General features: G+C 54.7%; 21 protein-coding genes. All 21 read right to left on the bottom strand.

All coding sequences use genetic code 11. The annotated features are described in order from the left end of the window. Window positions 1-26: 26 nt before the first annotated feature. The 21 genes from AC6I8C_RS06910 to AC6I8C_RS06810 all read right to left on the bottom strand — a co-directional run bounded on the left by AC6I8C_RS06910 (window position 27) and on the right by AC6I8C_RS06810 (window position 15,533). Complete coding sequence (locus tag AC6I8C_RS06910; protein ID WP_497821990.1) at window positions 27-434, bottom strand: tail fiber assembly protein; 408 nt, start codon at window positions 432-434, stop codon at window positions 27-29. Further along, window positions 434-1,321 (bottom strand): glycine-rich domain-containing protein, encoded by an 888-nt coding sequence (locus tag AC6I8C_RS06905; protein ID WP_497821989.1) that lies wholly within the window; start codon window positions 1,319-1,321, stop codon window positions 434-436. The genes AC6I8C_RS06910 and AC6I8C_RS06905 overlap by 1 nt, the downstream gene beginning before the upstream one ends. Before the next feature lie 2 nt (window positions 1,322-1,323). Next, window positions 1,324-1,905 carry a YmfQ family protein gene (locus AC6I8C_RS06900; protein WP_497821988.1) on the bottom strand — a complete coding sequence of 194 codons (582 nt, stop codon included), beginning with the start codon at window positions 1,903-1,905 and terminating at the stop codon, window positions 1,324-1,326. Then, entirely contained in the window at window positions 1,896-2,963 is a 1,068-nt protein-coding gene (locus AC6I8C_RS06895) for a baseplate J/gp47 family protein (protein ID WP_497821987.1), read from the bottom strand. Before AC6I8C_RS06895 ends, AC6I8C_RS06900 begins: the two co-directional genes overlap by 10 nt. Then, window positions 2,956-3,369: a phage GP46 family protein gene (locus tag AC6I8C_RS06890; RefSeq protein ID WP_497821986.1), complete on the bottom strand. Its 414-nt coding sequence runs from the start codon at window positions 3,367-3,369 to the stop codon at window positions 2,956-2,958. Before AC6I8C_RS06890 ends, AC6I8C_RS06895 begins: the two co-directional genes overlap by 8 nt. Beyond that, window positions 3,366-3,923: a phage baseplate assembly protein V gene (locus AC6I8C_RS06885; RefSeq protein ID WP_497821985.1), complete on the bottom strand. Its 558-nt coding sequence runs from the start codon at window positions 3,921-3,923 to the stop codon at window positions 3,366-3,368. Before AC6I8C_RS06885 ends, AC6I8C_RS06890 begins: the two co-directional genes overlap by 4 nt. Continuing rightward, window positions 3,923-4,993, bottom strand: coding sequence for a phage baseplate assembly protein (locus tag AC6I8C_RS06880; protein WP_497821984.1), 1,071 nt, complete (start codon window positions 4,991-4,993; stop codon window positions 3,923-3,925). The genes AC6I8C_RS06885 and AC6I8C_RS06880 overlap by 1 nt, the downstream gene beginning before the upstream one ends. Beyond that, window positions 4,990-6,366 carry a DNA circularization protein gene (locus AC6I8C_RS06875; RefSeq protein WP_497821983.1) on the bottom strand — a complete coding sequence of 459 codons (1,377 nt, stop codon included), beginning with the start codon at window positions 6,364-6,366 and terminating at the stop codon, window positions 4,990-4,992. The genes AC6I8C_RS06880 and AC6I8C_RS06875 overlap by 4 nt, the downstream gene beginning before the upstream one ends. Window positions 6,367-6,425: 59 nt before the next feature. Further along, window positions 6,426-6,881 (bottom strand): hypothetical protein, encoded by a 456-nt coding sequence (locus AC6I8C_RS06870; RefSeq protein ID WP_497821982.1) that lies wholly within the window; start codon window positions 6,879-6,881, stop codon window positions 6,426-6,428. Window positions 6,882-6,942: 61 nt separating this feature from the next. Further along, window positions 6,943-8,841 (bottom strand): phage tail tape measure protein, encoded by a 1,899-nt coding sequence (locus AC6I8C_RS06865; RefSeq protein ID WP_497821981.1) that lies wholly within the window; start codon window positions 8,839-8,841, stop codon window positions 6,943-6,945. Between the two features lie 84 nt (window positions 8,842-8,925). Beyond that, window positions 8,926-9,249: a phage tail assembly protein gene (locus AC6I8C_RS06860; protein WP_497821980.1), complete on the bottom strand. Its 324-nt coding sequence runs from the start codon at window positions 9,247-9,249 to the stop codon at window positions 8,926-8,928. Continuing rightward, window positions 9,246-9,602 carry a phage tail tube protein gene (locus tag AC6I8C_RS06855; protein ID WP_010246516.1) on the bottom strand — a complete coding sequence of 119 codons (357 nt, stop codon included), beginning with the start codon at window positions 9,600-9,602 and terminating at the stop codon, window positions 9,246-9,248. The genes AC6I8C_RS06860 and AC6I8C_RS06855 overlap by 4 nt, the downstream gene beginning before the upstream one ends. Then, on the bottom strand, window positions 9,602-11,098 hold the full coding sequence (locus tag AC6I8C_RS06850; RefSeq protein ID WP_497821979.1) for a phage tail sheath subtilisin-like domain-containing protein: 1,497 nt from the start codon (window positions 11,096-11,098) through the stop codon (window positions 9,602-9,604). Before AC6I8C_RS06850 ends, AC6I8C_RS06855 begins: the two co-directional genes overlap by 1 nt. After that, on the bottom strand, window positions 11,098-11,286 hold the full coding sequence (locus AC6I8C_RS06845; protein WP_497821978.1) for a DUF2635 domain-containing protein: 189 nt from the start codon (window positions 11,284-11,286) through the stop codon (window positions 11,098-11,100). Before AC6I8C_RS06845 ends, AC6I8C_RS06850 begins: the two co-directional genes overlap by 1 nt. 3 nt (window positions 11,287-11,289) lie before the next feature. Then, on the bottom strand, window positions 11,290-11,850 hold the full coding sequence (locus tag AC6I8C_RS06840) for a phage tail terminator protein (RefSeq protein ID WP_497821977.1): 561 nt from the start codon (window positions 11,848-11,850) through the stop codon (window positions 11,290-11,292). Then, window positions 11,847-12,353, bottom strand: a complete 507-nt coding sequence (locus AC6I8C_RS06835) for a hypothetical protein (RefSeq protein WP_033771366.1) — start codon at window positions 12,351-12,353, stop codon at window positions 11,847-11,849. The genes AC6I8C_RS06840 and AC6I8C_RS06835 overlap by 4 nt, the downstream gene beginning before the upstream one ends. Further along, on the bottom strand, window positions 12,346-12,735 hold the full coding sequence (locus tag AC6I8C_RS06830) for a phage head closure protein (protein WP_089414362.1): 390 nt from the start codon (window positions 12,733-12,735) through the stop codon (window positions 12,346-12,348). Before AC6I8C_RS06830 ends, AC6I8C_RS06835 begins: the two co-directional genes overlap by 8 nt. A 1-nt stretch (window position 12,736) precedes the next feature. Then, window positions 12,737-13,066, bottom strand: coding sequence for a head-tail connector protein (locus tag AC6I8C_RS06825; RefSeq protein WP_497821976.1), 330 nt, complete (start codon window positions 13,064-13,066; stop codon window positions 12,737-12,739). Between the two features lie 5 nt (window positions 13,067-13,071). After that, window positions 13,072-13,419 (bottom strand): DUF7210 family protein, encoded by a 348-nt coding sequence (locus tag AC6I8C_RS06820; RefSeq protein ID WP_497821975.1) that lies wholly within the window; start codon window positions 13,417-13,419, stop codon window positions 13,072-13,074. 41 nt (window positions 13,420-13,460) lie between these two features. Then, a complete protein-coding gene (locus AC6I8C_RS06815; protein WP_089414363.1) occupies window positions 13,461-14,675 on the bottom strand; it encodes a phage major capsid protein in 1,215 nt (404 codons plus the stop codon). A gap of 9 nt (window positions 14,676-14,684) precedes the next feature. Further along, the gene (locus AC6I8C_RS06810) at window positions 14,685-15,533 is read right to left on the bottom strand and encodes a head maturation protease, ClpP-related (RefSeq protein WP_497821974.1); all 849 of its coding nucleotides are present in this window, start codon (window positions 15,531-15,533) and stop codon (window positions 14,685-14,687) included. Window positions 15,534-15,537: the final 4 nt, after the last annotated feature.

Raw genomic sequence — 15,537 nt, 5'->3', positions numbered from 1 at the left:
TTTAGCCATCGTGTGAAGGACTTTTTTTAACTACCGGGCTTCACAGGCCATTCGATATCAGGAGCACTGGACGTATCGACAGCCTGCAGGGATTGGTAATACTTCATCCATGTCGTCAGTGATTCCTTATCAGCGTCCGTAATGATCCCCAGCATAAGTTGTGTTTGCCATGGCTGCGTGAAGGCGTTTGCTTCACTCATCAGCCACTTCTTGCCAGCATTTGCCTGAGCGACTAAATCTTCTTTCGGGATTTCCGCCACGGCTGGAGGGTAAAATTTTCCTTTTTTGTAAGTCCCACCGATTTGGCAATTTGCGTCGCCGCAAGCAACAGCCTTAAGGCCTTCCCCTGGAGTCCATTCAGTTTCTCCATCCCATAATACTGCATTAACAATATTACCTTCGCCATCAACGACAGCGTAAACTTCATTCGTCATTATGCATACTCCCAAATCTCAAGATAACCAGAGGTTCCCGCGCCACCCGCGTCACCACTATTGCTAGCCAGCTGAGAGCAGCCCCCTCCTCCAGCACCGAATCCTACGCCAGCCAAGCCAGGAGCACCTCCAAGCCCCCCTTGACCACCTATACCCAACGGAGATGAACCTCCAGTTCCTCCTTTGGCCTGGTTTGTTCCTGACCCTAATATCAGTGCTGGCTGTCCTGAAGCTGCTGCCAATAATATCCGGTTAACACCAGCGCTAACGGTAGGGTATGTGGTTCCGTTACTAACCCCGCCGACCGAAATCGTGGGTGCTACCGCTGCCCCTGCATAGCCTCCTGACCCACCGGGGATAAGAAGGACGCCCGCCATAATGGTCGAGCCTCCCCCGCCCCCCGCGGTTGGCGTTTTAAGCCCAGCAGAGCCACCAATGCCGATGGTGATAGCGTAACTTGATAGTAATGATTCAAGGGTAATCTCTGCGTAGCATCCTGACTGCCCGCCCCCAGCCGTTGATTGCTGGCTGGATGTTGTAGAGGGACAGCCACCGCCACCACCACCGCCTCCAACTCCTCTCACTACTGCCTTTTTGGTGCCTGTGGTTGGGGTGTAAACTCCAGACGCGGTGAATCGTTGAATGCTAATAAGCCGGCCTGGACCAACCAAGCTCTTCATGGCCGCCAGAAGTTGCGCATTATTTGCTTTTGAAAGACTGAGGCCGGCAGCTTCGATTACAGCCGCAATCTCTTCCTGTACTGAATCAAAGAAATCGGCATCAAGCGCTGTAGGCAGTTCGCCGGTCTGTGGATTACCACCAGTAAAGCCATTTTTACCCGCGCCAAATTTATCCACCTGTGCGGTAGATGTGTCGATACGATGCATGTTTACTCCGGATATCTGAAAATTACGTAGGTATGAGAGGGAGCGAGCTTTTCCAGTACGCACTCTGCGACGGTATCTCCCCAGGTGCGCAGGCTGTCTGTGCAGTTACTGATTGCCGTCATCGGCGTTATCTGTGTGGCCACTGGCATATTGACCTGCCAGTAGTAACGCCAGTCGTCGCTATAAAGAGAGTCTGTACAGTCAGAGAGGCAGGTAAACTGGCTCTTGTTGTAACGGGTAATAGTCACCCCGGTATAGCCAAGCGCTTCAAGCTGCCCGAGATAAAAAGCCTCGTTGATACCGCCTGGCAGATTCAGTTTTGCATCCAGACGCTGGCGACGCTGCTGAAGTGTCTGAACGCCAGCAGGGGCGCAACTGTCGGGAAGCCCACTTATCTCTTCATAACGGTCAATCAACTCCGTTACCGATCGGGGGTCGATTTCCAGCATAAGTGCGTCGCCGCGACCGTGAACTGCTGCCAGTGAAGGTGCAAATCCCGTCAGCAGCAGATCGTCTGCATCCCACGCAGGGCCGCGCGGAAGTAGCGCACCAAGCATCTGCCGGTACTGAGCTGTCATGTCCATGAAATAGTCCCTACTACGCCGACCTCACCTTTTGCAATCGACACATCGGCTGCCGGACTGACCAGCGTGTGGCTGTATTCACCCGTTGCGATACTGATTGCCTCACTGATGCGTGAAGGTTTAAGCACACCTTCTGGCACGCCATCGCGCAGCATCATTGATCGCAACTCAGCCTCAACGGCATATCGCACTTCCGGAGCATCGGGGTTAAGCCGTATATGAAAATCCACGACATGGGGCGTCGCAGCAAACACATAAATGTCAGCCCCGGCCACCGGTGCGCGCGGTTCAATATAAGACTGCACAGCTGCTACTGTTGCAGCGTCAGGGATGGGATTCATCAGGTCGCTGTTGGCAACCATGACCCCGACCGTTCCCCGTCCGCTCCAGTGCCGGTATGTCCAGGCACGCGTTACGCCAGCCACTTCCTTAGCCCAGACTTCATAATCTCCGTCAGCACCGCCCTGTGGAGTCCAGTACCATCTCTCGATGACACGCGCCCGCCACACTTCAATATCTTCGATATCTGCGCCCCCCTGAATACTGTCCGCCTCGCCTGCTGAAGGCAGGCCGGTAATTGGGCTGACAAGTCGCATGGCCAGCCCGTCATCGGTGTTGCCAGCTTTCCCTGCCGTATCACAGATAACAGGAACGCGCAGGACACCGCCTGCCGATTCGGCTTTTGCTGATGTGGTGAAGGAAGTCAGATCGTCACGCTGAATAGTCACGCCTGCAGGAATGGGGATGCCGTCCGTTGCAACGTCCCATCTCGCAAACCCCGTTGCAAACGTGGCCGCCTTGCGCGGGCATCGCTTCATGTTGGCGTGACGCGTCAGCCAGTCCTCATCCGCAAGGTCTGGCAGAAGGTTGCGCGCAAGATAGTCGATGTAACCATATACGGTATGCACCGCCGCCGCCTGCACACGTCCGTAAACTTCGGCGTCGGTACGTCGCAATGCTGCCAGCGTAGTATCGGCTGCCAGGCGGGTAAGGATATCGTTGCGGACGGTGGTGATTAACTGAGGGAGTGTCGGACGGGTAAATCCACTGTCAGCCATTAAGTTCACTCCATAAATCATCAAAGGAAAAAGCCGTGCGGTTGCCGTCTTTCTGGCTGATAACCACTGAGGCGCTTAGCGTATTAATTCCGGTTCGCTCGGCCTTCACATCCACCCGCACCGCTACCCCGTCATCCACCAGCCACTTAAGCGCCTGGCTGATATATTCGCGCGCTTTCAATGGTGTTTTATTGGTGAGCGTCTGGCGACTAAGGAGATAGAGACGCGAGCCGATACGGTCGTTCTGGACGGTCGGGAAGCTGTCGCCCCACCATCCGTTATCCTGCTCAGGGTTGTCGTCAGGCTCGGCCTTTCGCCAGGAGAACAGGGAGATAATCACGGCGCGGGTGAGTGGGTCAGGCGGCCACGTTACGTCACGCTGAATGCCGTTGATGACAATAATCATGACGCCTCCATTTTCTGCGTTGTCGCGTCAGTAGTGCCGCCGCCATCGCCGTTCTCTTCATGCGTATGCCCGTTGTAGGTCTCTCGCATTGCTGACATCGCCAGGCCGCCTGAGTCGCACCTATCTTTAATTTCACCAGTGGACTCGATGTCCATTTCGAATCGTGCCTTTGGCGCATTGGTAAAAGTAATTGGCTTTCCCGCGCCATTGACGATAATCCCTGCCCGGGTCAGCGTGACTGACTGCCCCTGATCGTCATACACCGCCACCTCACCGGACTTAAGATCTTTAATGCGGAAGCGACGGTCAGAGACGACCAGCACCACACCGTGAGATCGGTCACCGTCAAAGTAGGCGGCCACGGCCTCTGCACCGGTAAGCGGCGCTGCGGTAAAGCCATAAGGCTCCATGTGTTCAATATCACTTTTCCCCTCGCCCCCAGCCATTTCAACCTGAAGCATCTGGCACTTTGTAGCCGTGTTCAGTCCGCGAACCACGGCGCGGGCCAGAAGGTTTGACAGCGCACGTCCCATACCTGAAATCGGGTTAGCCATCAGAAATCATCCTCTTCTTTCTTTTTCTTACGCTTGCCGGGTTTCGCCGGTTCAGGAAGATAAGCATCCGGCGGCCCGACGCGGATTTCGGTCACGGTGCCGTTTTCATCCTGCTGATAGGTCACCTCAGCGATCACCATCTGGCGATTGTTAAAACCAAGGATGGGATCGAAGACAATAACCTGCAGGTTAGGCAGCCATAGTGAGCCGTCACCCTGTCGCCAGCCCTGCACGGTGTAGGTAACCTCATCAGTACGCGCTGCACGCTGGCGCATCTCAAATTCTGCGCGTGCGCTGCAGGTTGCCGTGGTGGCGTTGCCGGTCTGGCGGATAATCATCGGGCGGTACCGCTTCAGTCCACCATCAATGGTTTTTGAACGAATGGCCGTGGTGGTGGCCTCACCAAAGTCGTCGTCGTTACCCTTACGCTGCCCGGACACCTGATAATCGCTGAACCGATCACGGATGCTCTTTTCCGTGTCACAGGAAAGAATGTTTTCACCCAGCACCAGCGCGGTATGTGCCTGCTGGCTGCCGATGCCACCGATAACCAGATTGCCCTGCGCGTTGTCATATGCTAGCGCCTGCTGAAGCCCCAGCATCTTGTTCAGCACGTCCATGACCGTTTCGCCCTGGTCGGCCTGAATTCCCTGAAGCGCACCGGATGCGCCGCCCGCATCCACCACCGTAATGCTGAACGGCTTCGCCAGCTCAGCTGCCACCTGTGCCAGCGAACGACCGGCATACTGTGACGGCGTGGCTGAGCAGTCGATAAGATCAGCCGTTTTGCTGCGCCCTGAAATCCCGGTGCTAATGCTGCGTGCGTCGTACCGGACCGGCGTAGCCTCAACGTAGCCGGTCAGCACTTTATCGGTGCCTATCAGCACCTCAACCATGTCGCCGTTTTTAATGCGGGTACTGCGCACCGCCTGATCGGTATCGCCAGGCCAGCTACGGGTAATCTCAACGGTGAAGTCGCGGGCAATACGCTCAATGCCAGCCGCGATCCTCACCGATGTCCAGCCGCCCCACTCCTGACCGTTAACGCGAAGAATCACAGTGTTGTTCATCGTACCGGCACCCTTAGTGACTGAACCGGTACGAAACCGGGATGGCGTATGCCGTTACGCGCCGTTATGTCACCGGCGCGGGATGCTGAGTCGTACCAGTCGGCAGCCAGTACCAGTGCGGGCGTAACATGCGAAGGTGTGCGCTCCGTCATGCGCTCGACCTGCTCCAGGCGCGCAGAGATATCACGGTTAACGTCAGTGCGCACGGTGACCAGCGCCTGGTAAAGCCCATCATCTGAAACGCGCTCCATCTCAAGGTCAATGGCCTCATTGAGACTGTCACGCACCTGCGCGAGATCATCCCAGGAAATGACGGTGCTGTTATCAATAGAGGTGGTTACGCCGGAAGATGCGGAAACGGTGGCTGTCGCTGTGGTATCAGTATCTGAAGCCGCACTGCCTGAATCAGTCCGTATGTTGCTGACAGCAGGATGCGATACCACGACCGGCTGCTGCGGGTCCTGCTGGCGCGTGACTGTCCGGTTTACAGGCTGCGGCAGACTGGTGACCGTTGCGGCCGCCTCGCTGATGGCCGTGGTTCGCACCGCCTGCGCAACGTAATTGCGCTGCGTGGCCTGTGCCTGTGCTGTCTTGCTGTCGGTTTTCCAGACGCCGCGCGGGGCCAGACCCGAATCAACCGTGACGCCGGTCAGCCCCTTAATCATCGACATCAGGTCAGAAGTGTTACCCGTCAGCCGCGTTCCGGCGCGCCACATGGTCTGCAACCGGTTAACAAAGCTCATGCCACTCGACGGTGGACTGAGCAGCACCGATAAATCACCCTGCATCAGACGTGATGCGGCGCTGATACCAGAATCAACATACTGAAAGGCGCTGGTTACGGTACTGAACATGCCTGTCGCCTCATCCAGCACACCGTCCTGTAGGAAGTCCGGCAGGCCATCCATACCAAAGGCACCGAACGCCGATGAAATTGCATCGTCCAGGAATGAAACTGACGATGTGAGTTTCTGTCCGGTTGCCAGTCCAGCGGTGGGAAACGATAATTCACCGGACTCAACGAAGCTGAAGCTGACGCGGCACATACGCCCTTCGCCCTGTGAATGGCTGACGCGAACGGCATCATCTACTACCACGGTCATCTCGCCGTAGTAAGGATGAACCAGCGTGCATGATCCCGGCTTTTCAATGGCTTCAATCAGCCGGTTACGCTGCTCAAAGAAATCATCGCCAATCAGATAAGCCTGAACGCTGAAGCGGCGCGTCGCGCGGCCCAAATCTTCCGCCCACGGTTTGTCGCGATTGGGGTACTCATGCACCTGCACGCGACGCCCAAAGGTTGCCTCATCGCTGTCCACCTTAAACGCGATGCCCCGCAGTGAGGCATCCTGCAGATTATCTTTCCAGCTCATGGCTTTCTCCGGGCGTAAAAAAACCCGCCGGAGCGGGTTGCTTTGAAAATAAGCTTTGATTATTTGGATTCTGAAGCGGTGCACTCAACTTCATGAATGCCGCTTTTAGCATTTGAACTAACGCCAGCTTTTACTTTGCCATTTTTCATAACGGTGATAAAAAACTGGCCGCCAGTCATGGTAAGCCCGAAATTAACTCCACTAACCTCTTTTGAATCCCAATCGTCATTTGGATGTTCAAATGTAAGCCAACTCAGGTCAGCGTTTTTCGGTGAACCGCTTTCAAATAAATACGTCCCTACGCTCTCGCCGATCGTATAAGACGGCTTGGTTACAATAAGCCTGCCGCTCGCGGATGGAGCTAAGCAAGACAGATTTAGTGATAATGAAACTGACTCATTGCTATCCACCGATGATTTGACTTCATTAACAAAACTTGTCGTTAATTTGTTATCTTTCGCAAACGCAGAGGTTGTTAGAGCTGATAAAACCAGAGCTATAGCTAATTTTTTCATGCTTGTCGCCAATAAATAGTTATATATGTCAGGATTTATACCACATCAATAAACAGCGTAATTAATTGTTACCGCTAAAACGATTATACCCAACATCATAACTAAGCCATGGAGTCGCGCTCCCTGCTGGAGTTGCCACGCGCATGCCAGGCGGCGCATTCTCAAAGTTGACCTTCAGCTCGCCCGCTTGCGGGCGGCCTGCAGAAGATGGCCGTTCCAGTCCCACCTTTGGATCATAACGCCCTTCAGGTATTGGGTTGTCCATTCCCAGAATTTCACGCAGCCTCGGGAAAAAGCCGTTATATCCCCGCTCCCGCTCCTGTGACTGCATGCGGTTAACCAGAAACTCACCCTTACTTACACCCTGCGCATTTGCCTGCTTGTCTAAATCCTGCAACTGCTTAAGAAGTGAGATTGCTATGCCAATCGTGATGGTCATCGCACCAAACCGGCTGATTGAGCCCAGCAAGCCAGAAAGCGAACTCGCAAGAGTTACGGCCTGCTGAAGTGAGCCAATCGTTTTAAGGGCGAAAGAACCGGCCATTACCGCACCGATGCCCTCAATAACGGTCTGCCAGCCCCCCATTTCCTGAGCGACATTATCTATCTCAGTCCAGACCTGCTTAACAATTGGCCCAACCTGATCCCAGTTGTTGATTATCAATAAGGCACCGGCAGCAAGCGCAGCGATAGCCAGTTTGGCGGGCGACAGATTCATTACGAAATTTAGTACTTTGAATGCCTGTGAGACAGTGCCTACTGCTGCACCTACAGCAATCAGTGAGATAGCAAATTTCGCAACCGATCTGACCAACTCTGGATTATCCCTGACAAACTTTTCTGTCTGCTTTAAATAAGGCATCAGCTCAACTACAGCCTGCTTGAGCTGTGGCGTAAGTGCATCGCCGAGCGCAAGGCTCACCGCTGTTATGCCATTCTGCATCAGCGTGAGTTTGTTTTCGGTAGTGTCTGCGCGGGAGTCATACTCCTTTTGCATTGAGCCAGCATACTGCTGTGCATCAGCAACCTTACCGAAGTTTTTGCGAAGCAGGTCGAGATTGTTAAGAAGCGGTGCGATAGCCTTTATCGACTCTCTTCCGAACAGCCATTCGAGTGCTTTTGATTTGCTTTCTTCAGGAAGATTTTTAATCCCTTCCAGCACCTTAAGCATGGTCGCTTTTGAGTCCTTGACCATGCCACTGGCGAGAGACTTAGGTGTCATCCCGATTTTTTTCAGGACCTTTTTTGCATTACCGGTATTGGCATTGGAGAGCGAAAGCATGAAGTTCTGAATACCGGTACTGGCTACTTCAGACTGGACACCCATCCCTGCGATGGTTGCACCAAGTGCGGCAAGATTGCCCGTTGAAACGTGGTTGACCGCCGCGAGCGAGCCTACGCTGGTGACTATTTCAGAGATTTTAGCTGCGCTGGCAGGACCGGTATTGCCGAGATAGTTCACCTTGTCCGCCAGTCCGACAACATCTTTCTGCGTCATTTTGAAAGCGGTACGCCAGGTCGCCATCATCTGACCGGACTCTTCCGCAGTCTGATCAAACGCAATACCCATTTTTGCCGCATCTTCTGCAAACCTGACAAGTTCACCTCGGGCGATGCCAGCCTGACCTGCTGCGGCAACAATCTGACCGATACCGTCTGCCGTAATCGGCAGTTTTGTTGACAGGTCAATAACGTCCTGGCTCATTTTTCTGAAAGCATCAGCGTTATCCAGACCGTCAACGACCTTGCGGATATCAGCCATTGTTGATTCGAACTTAATGGCCTGATTTACAGGAATAGCCAGCGCACCCAAGATGGATGCGCCGATAGCAGTTGCTCCAACGGCCAGCGATGAGAATTCCTTCTGAAACCCCTTCAGCTGGCGCTGCATGCCTTTCATCGGGCCGGTGAGTTGGTCAACGGCTGTGATTATGGCCTTTAACTGGAAGCTGTCAGCCATTCTTTATTTCCTCGCTTATGCGTACTGCTTCTTCCTCAAGCTCCAGAAAATCGGAAAGAGCTGACCGCTTCAGTTCAAGAGGGTTTATTCGCCAGAAGTGAGCGACGTTGTAACATCGCTGCCGGAGATTTCTCCCGCTCCCGAGCCGGTAAAAAAACCCAGAATCGTCATTGAGGCTTTGAAAATATCAATCTTCGCCATCTGGCTGGCAGATGAACGCGGAACCCCGGCCAGCACCGGGATATAGCGCAGCGATACCGAACTATCGATTTTGATATTTCCTTCACTGCCAATGGTGAATGGAAAGCCGATCTGCTCAATCTCATCGAAAGATGGCTCACGCAGCTCCAGCACATGAAGGGTTTCGCCATGTGCCGTAATAGGTTTTGAAAGTTGCAGTTCACTCACTGATAAAATCCTTCTGAGCCGTGGAATTCGAGGTCTACCGTACCCTCTTCCGCATTGTGGTTAGCTTCACCGAACTGGAACGCTTCGGACAGCACGTAAACCATGCCGTTGGCCAGTTCGGCAGTGATGGTCATCTGGTCTGAATCCATCAGCTTGGTGACCGGAAACGCCTTCGGAACCTTGAAGGTGCCTTTGACGTAAGGCGCACGGTGCGTTTCTTTGTAATCCACGTCACCGGCCAGGCCGATCACGTCATCACGCACTTTGGTGTTCATCGGCACCTCAATGCCGCCGGTCAGCGACAGCTGCTGGCCGTCCACCTTGACGTATGCTGTACCCGCAATCTTTGCCATTACGCGGTCTCCTCGCTGTATTGCAGACGGAACTGATTAAGCAGCGCAAACACGCGCAACTGGTTGACGTAATCCGGCGGGAAAAGAACATCTACGCGGGTTGGATCGCTCACGTTGCGCTCCACCACCAGATGCTGCTTGAAGAGATCGAAGTTCTCCACGATCCCGGCTCGCTCCATGGTGCGATAGCTCGCGCATATTTCCCCCTTCAGCACTGCAGGCGTGACGATAGCCTGACCAGGACCAAATCGGGTGCCGTCATCTGCCAGCTTGTGTCGCGGGTATTTGCTGGTAACGATACTCTTCAACTGTCGGATAACGTAGGCACTGGTATGCAGGGTTTCACTATCCAGATAGCTGCTATCAGCCACTTCATAGGCATTCTGCTTATAGGTAGTGATCTCACGCTGAATGCGCAGTACACCGCCTTCACTGGATGCCGTGGCAATGCCATGCGTAAGCAGAGACTGCTGCTCAGTCAGGGTGAAGCGGTTGCCTGCCATAGCTGGCAGAGCGCCGATCATCTCACCAGTCTGAGTGGGTCGCGCCGGGTCGATGCGAATAAATACAGCGTTACGAGCCGTGCGCATAGCTACCAATTCATCAGCTGCGGTCTGAACTGTAGTCTCATAACCGGCCACTGAGATGTGCTGGTTATTCAGCGTATCGCCAAACGCCACTAGGTCTGACAGTGTGCCTAACTTCGCTGTGTAGACGTGGCCATACAACTGCCGCGCATAGCTCCAGCGGCCAGAAGAGTCGTTCATCTCCAGTGCGACTGTTGCCAGTGATGCTGAATCGCTGAATGGTGTGCCGATAAAGTCGAAAGGCTCATCACCCATTGCGGCTACGGCGCCTGAAAGATCTGGCGAGCCGGTGCCGCCAGCCATGCCGGTGATCGCAACGTTAACTCCATCTGGCGTGTTTTCGCTGCCAATGGTGCCGTAATAGTTCATCACTAATGGGATGTCGTTTCCGGTAAGTCCTTTATGGCGAGCGGTGAGAGTAACCACGCCTGCTGCAGCGGTTGCCGTTACTGGCAGGTCGGCATTAGCATTGATAGCTGCGGCGAGAGCAGTTGCAACTGTCGCCGGTGTGTCACCAGTAACTACGGCTGCCTGTGCGCGTGTTGCACCGATATAAAGGCTTACGGTGCCTGATGCCTGCGCATTACCGGTAAGGGTTAACTTGCCAGTGGCGGCATCACCTTCAGGTTCATCAACTGCGATTACCCACAACTCGCCAAAAGGATCGACAGCGCGGTATTTAGCAACCATGCGGGCAAGTTGGCTGCCACGGCCCGCTAATTTGCCCGCCAGTGGAGCTGATGGCATGATCGTAAGCTGGTTTTTAGCAATTGTGCTGCCTGTGGACGCAAAGCCGATCAGTAGTGAAGGCCCGCTGTCCTGCGTGGTATTCGCTTCGCTATTATCCATTTCGGCCCAAAAGAGCGGCACGCGAAGGTTTGCTGGAATGTTTGGATAGCTGACAGACATTACTCACCGCCTTGTTTCTTAGGGTCCACCACGGGTTTTTTCTCTTCCGTGACGACTGTTTCAACATCCCCGGCCGCAAGGCGGCGGAGCCAGTAGCTGCTTTCTTCGACGTTCCGGCCTTCTGAAGGCAGCAGATCGCCCCGGACAGGGTCTGGAACAGACCGCCCGCGCTTGGGTTTGATTTGCATGGTTTACTCGCTGAGGTTGATTTTTGTGTGGTGTTCTATGATGCCGTCAGGGCCATTGCCCGGGTCGATGTAATCGATGTCGATGTAGACTGTTTTCAATTCATCCAGTGAGTTCAGGTCATCTTTTTGGCGCGTATCCTCTTCAGTGATTTCGCGCGTCAGCATGAATTCAAACTGGTAATAGAGACGCCCCCGATCCATGTCCAGAAGCTGCCCGCCAGAATATGCCACGGGGCCAGCATCTTCATCCGGCTCCCAGCCCAACAGCGCCTTCCAGATTTCGCGGCGCACATCATGCACGGCGTCATAACCTGCCGCCTGTCCACGCTCGTCGCGCGTATTGTCAAGCACCACGACCACCGCAAAGCCTTCGGTTACGTTCTGCCAGTAGTCAGTCAGGGACTTCTGCTCAGCTGTGACGTCTTCGGTCGGCACCACATACGCCGCCGGCAGCTTCATCTTCCCGGTTTCGGGGATAGACTTGAATTCAGCCGCCCCGGCTACGTTGCCAGCGAACATCGGACATCGCGCCCGGAGAGCGGCGATCACAAGTGATAGCTTCATTTCTTTTTCCTTTCAGGACGCAGGGAGGTACGCAGCGCACGGGTCAGCACATAACGCGTCCACGTTTTGCGCGCCTCCAGCACTTCGGTCATGTAGTTTTTACGCGGGGCAACTCGCCAGCCATTACCGCCGGATTTCCCTTTGTGATGGCTCTTTTTGCGCTTAGAACCACGCTTCACGCCGTAGAACAGAAACGCGGGGTAAAAGTCGCCCTCAATGAGTCGGTTACCCTCGCCCCGTTTCTGGTTTGGCGCGATGCGCACCATCAGGCCCGGACGGCTTTTTGATGCGCGGGGAACGTAATAGCCGATTGACCGTGCCAGCCTGCCAGTCCTGAATCCCGGATACTCACCCGGCGCGGAACGACCACGACGCATGACCAGACGCCTGGCATCACGCATGTGAACCTGACCAATCTGAATGAAGGCGCGGCGCATTTTTGCCCGGTTAAAAACGAGGTCTTTGGGCTGCTGAAAATCAACGTGCAGAAGCGGCTTAGCCATACATCTCTCCGTCGCTGTCCACAGCCCTCAACTCTTCGCACTCCAGCAGCAGGTAACGACCGGCTGAGTTGAGGTCGCGCAGGCGCTTAACGCGATATACATAACCGCCGTAAACCACCTCAAAATCTGAAGTGATGCCACGTAGATAACGGATGGTCATGTAGTGGGTTATGGTGTCGTCAGCCTGAACGGATTCATGATAGGTGGTAGCACCTACCTGCCGGACCTTCGCCCAGACGTCCTTTTCATTCTGATAGACCGAGTCAGTGCCACCATCATCTGCTGGCTGGTCGATGCGCTGGCGAAGATGGATGCGCTTATTGAGCTCGCCGGGATCAGGAAGCGTGAACACAGCGCTGGTATTTGAAGATCGTCGCTGCATGCTAATACCCCGATACCGGCAGACGCCGTGAATACAGCAGAAACTCAAACGCCTGCGGCGTCTCAGTCATCTCCAGCTCTGACACTGAGCTGCGATGCTCATACCAGTGGCTGACCAGCATCAACAGGGCAAGCCGGATATCTTCGGTAATCACCATGCCATCGGTATCAAGCGGTGCAACGTCTGCCACCGTTTTATACAGATTACGGTTGAGGTAGGTTACCGCCTTCGCCTCGGCTGCCAGAGCAAAAAGCTCAAGCAGCCGATCCTCTTCCGTGAAGTCGTTCTCCAGTCGGCATTGCTGTTTAATTTCTTCGAGCGTCAGCAGCATGGTGTTCAGCCCTTTTTGTTTTTACCTTTTGCTGGCTCTGGCTCTGGCTCTGGCTCTGGCTCTGGCTCTGGCTCTGGCTCTGGCTCTGGCTCTGGCTCTGGCTCTGGCTCTGGCTCTGGCTCTGGCTCTGGCTCTGGCTCTGGCTCTGGCTCTGGCTCTGGCTCTGGCTCTGGCTCTGGCTCTGGCTCTGGCTCTGGCTCTGGCTCTGGCAGAGCAGCAGTACCGTCTTCAACCAGCTCTGCATAGCCTTTTTTAATCAACTCGCGACCATGCTGCTCGTCGGTCTCGATGGTGTTGCCTTCAGAAACGACAGTGCCGCCGAAATAATTCGGTTTAATCAAAAGCAGTTTCATATGTAACTCCCGGAAAAGCGGCCCGAAGGCCGCCGTTGCTCTTACGCAGCTGCAGCAGGTGCGGTGAATGAACCGTAAACGAACGCTTCAGGACGCTTAACGGCCAGCGCCAGACGCTCTTCACAACGGATTGAGATCATGTTTTTCTCAAAGTCGTCGGCGTTTTCAGTGGAGATAACCACGTTGGCATCTTCGCGGTCGAAAATCTGCGCACCGGCATTGAATGCGCCGGTCAGGAATTTACCCTGGAAGGCAGCCGCTTCGGTCGCGACAACCGGCAGCCCCCACAGGGTAGGACCAGTCAGCGCTGCCGGGTTCGCCAGAATGTAACGACCCAGTGAATCCTTAGTCAGCTCGATCTTCGCCCAATCAATGAAGTGCAGAACATGGCCAGACGCCGGGAAGCGCGCCAGTTGCGCCTGCAGCATAGCAAGTCGCAGATCATCGATACCGCTTTGATTCGCCACGCTGAAGGCAGCAGCATATGCAGATGCCTGCGGAACGATACCGTTCAGGTGAGTGCCGGTTCCGTCACCGAAAAGAATCTCCTGCTCTTCAACGTACTTCAGGCCATAGCGCAGTTCGGCGTCAATTGTCGATTGCAGCTGCGGCATGTCATCAAGAATCTGCTTAGCGGCTTTGAACAGGTGCGCGATGGTACGGACCGGCGTGATTTTTTCCGCAAAGGTGATGCCGCTGTAAGGTTTGGTGGTGTTCTCAGCGACGGTCGCCGCATTGTTGGTGAAGCCAGTCTGCTGAACCCAGTAGATGGTATTGGACTCAGTACGGCCCGGTGCAATCAGGTCGCGGATAAACAGTCGCTGTTTTGGCTGCTGATCGATACCTGGCAGGCGGTCAGGTGCAACGATCTGGCCCGGCACGTTGACCGACAGCAACGCAGCCTTAACCGGAATGCTCAGGCGCTTATTGCCTTCGATGCTGGCTGAAAAAGCTTTCAGTGCTTCGGAGGAAACAACCTGACCGCCAACGGTTTCGATGACGTTTTTCGCATTAGCCAGCGGCATTTGAGCAACGTGCTGCTCCAGATCACCCAGCGCAGCCTTCAGCGTTTTTTCTGCTTCACGCATGGCGTTAAGCTCACTCGCCATTTTATCCACTGCCGCTTTTGTTTCCGCTGACAGTGAGCCTGATTTTTTCGCCTCGGTCAGCGCTTCTTCAGCCTTCGCGTTAAACTTGCCGCTGGCTTCGTTGATGCTGGCTGTAACCTGCTTCAGAACTTCATTTACTTCAGACATTGTTAATCCTTATTTGCCGAACGCGGCCAGCGCGTTTTTAAGTTGTGCAATATTTTCGGGGTTGATTTCGTCGGTAGCGCCCGGCATACCTTCAGGGATGGCAGCAGCGCCTGGCTTGCCGCCGGTTAAAGCTTTAAGAAGTTTTCGACGCTCGGAGCGCGGTGCGTCGGTTTTTGCCAGCATCGCGTCCAACTTGCGCAGCGCAGCTGCAGGGCTGTCGTCGCCATCTGCAATCTCATCTGCTGACAGCAGGCGATCTGCAAAACCTTTTTCAACCGCATCGCTACCGCCGATGTAGGTTTCGGCATCCATCATCGCGTCGATGGTGGCCGCATCCAGACCGGTTCTTGCGCTATAGATATCGTTCATCGCCTTATCAAAAGGCACCATGTCGGCCGCAATCTGCTGCAGGTCATGACGGTTGCCCATCGCATACACCCAGCAGTTATGGATCATCAGGAAAGCACCGCGACCGATCTGCACCTCATCACCGGCCATCGCGATAATCGACGCAGCAGAAGCAGCGAGGCCCAGCACCTTGACAGTGACCTTCCCTTCGTACTCACGCAGCAGGTTATAAATCGCCAGGCCTTCAAACATATCGCCGCCCGGCGAATTGATATTCACGGTCACATCAGCACCGCCGATTGAGCGGAGCGCGGCAGCAATGCGGCTGGCGGTAACACCATCGCCGTACCAGTCAGCGCCAATGACATCGAACACGGAAATGCTGTTGTCATCACTCTTTGCGGCTTTGATGCCGCCGTTCCAGCGATCCATTGCAGAAGACGGCAGATCGCGATTTTCGCGCGCAAAAGGCCGCCCCTCCGGTGCGGCCGGAAGGCTTTTTACTGTCATTGGG

This window comes from Pantoea sp. X-Soil-YNGN-844 (assembly GCF_059730595.1).
Note: the sequence above shows the minus strand (reverse complement) of the source record. Positions and strands in the feature narration are given on the sequence as shown.

Excerpts from the sequence above, each read along its gene's own strand:
- AC6I8C_RS06810 (WP_497821974.1), bottom strand. The coding sequence starts at position 15,533 with ATGACAGTAAAAAGCCTTCCGGCCGCACCGGAGGGGCGGCCTTTTGCG.
- AC6I8C_RS06880 (WP_497821984.1), bottom strand. The coding sequence starts at position 4,993 with ATGAACAACACTGTGATTCTTCGCGTTAACGGTCAGGAGTGGGGCGGC.
- AC6I8C_RS06850 (WP_497821979.1), bottom strand. The coding sequence starts at position 11,098 with ATGTCTGTCAGCTATCCAAACATTCCAGCAAACCTTCGCGTGCCGCTC.
- AC6I8C_RS06865 (WP_497821981.1), bottom strand. The coding sequence starts at position 8,841 with ATGGCTGACAGCTTCCAGTTAAAGGCCATAATCACAGCCGTTGACCAA.
- AC6I8C_RS06815 (WP_089414363.1), bottom strand. The coding sequence starts at position 14,675 with ATGTCTGAAGTAAATGAAGTTCTGAAGCAGGTTACAGCCAGCATCAAC.
- AC6I8C_RS06840 (WP_497821977.1), bottom strand. The coding sequence starts at position 11,850 with ATGAAGCTATCACTTGTGATCGCCGCTCTCCGGGCGCGATGTCCGATG.
- AC6I8C_RS06890 (WP_497821986.1), bottom strand. The coding sequence starts at position 3,369 with ATGATTATTGTCATCAACGGCATTCAGCGTGACGTAACGTGGCCGCCT.
- AC6I8C_RS06910 (WP_497821990.1), bottom strand. The coding sequence starts at position 434 with ATGACGAATGAAGTTTACGCTGTCGTTGATGGCGAAGGTAATATTGTT.
- AC6I8C_RS06875 (WP_497821983.1), bottom strand. The coding sequence starts at position 6,366 with ATGAGCTGGAAAGATAATCTGCAGGATGCCTCACTGCGGGGCATCGCG.
- AC6I8C_RS06905 (WP_497821989.1), bottom strand. The coding sequence starts at position 1,321 with ATGCATCGTATCGACACATCTACCGCACAGGTGGATAAATTTGGCGCG.
- AC6I8C_RS06825 (WP_497821976.1), bottom strand. The coding sequence starts at position 13,066 with ATGCTGCTGACGCTCGAAGAAATTAAACAGCAATGCCGACTGGAGAAC.
- AC6I8C_RS06855 (WP_010246516.1), bottom strand. The coding sequence starts at position 9,602 with ATGGCAAAGATTGCGGGTACAGCATACGTCAAGGTGGACGGCCAGCAG.
- AC6I8C_RS06870 (WP_497821982.1), bottom strand. The coding sequence starts at position 6,881 with ATGAAAAAATTAGCTATAGCTCTGGTTTTATCAGCTCTAACAACCTCT.
- AC6I8C_RS06820 (WP_497821975.1), bottom strand. The coding sequence starts at position 13,419 with ATGAAACTGCTTTTGATTAAACCGAATTATTTCGGCGGCACTGTCGTT.
- AC6I8C_RS06895 (WP_497821987.1), bottom strand. The coding sequence starts at position 2,963 with ATGGCTGACAGTGGATTTACCCGTCCGACACTCCCTCAGTTAATCACC.
- AC6I8C_RS06885 (WP_497821985.1), bottom strand. The coding sequence starts at position 3,923 with ATGGCTAACCCGATTTCAGGTATGGGACGTGCGCTGTCAAACCTTCTG.
- AC6I8C_RS06835 (WP_033771366.1), bottom strand. The coding sequence starts at position 12,353 with ATGGCTAAGCCGCTTCTGCACGTTGATTTTCAGCAGCCCAAAGACCTC.
- AC6I8C_RS06900 (WP_497821988.1), bottom strand. The coding sequence starts at position 1,905 with ATGGACATGACAGCTCAGTACCGGCAGATGCTTGGTGCGCTACTTCCG.
- AC6I8C_RS06830 (WP_089414362.1), bottom strand. The coding sequence starts at position 12,735 with ATGCAGCGACGATCTTCAAATACCAGCGCTGTGTTCACGCTTCCTGAT.
- AC6I8C_RS06845 (WP_497821978.1), bottom strand. The coding sequence starts at position 11,286 with ATGCAAATCAAACCCAAGCGCGGGCGGTCTGTTCCAGACCCTGTCCGG.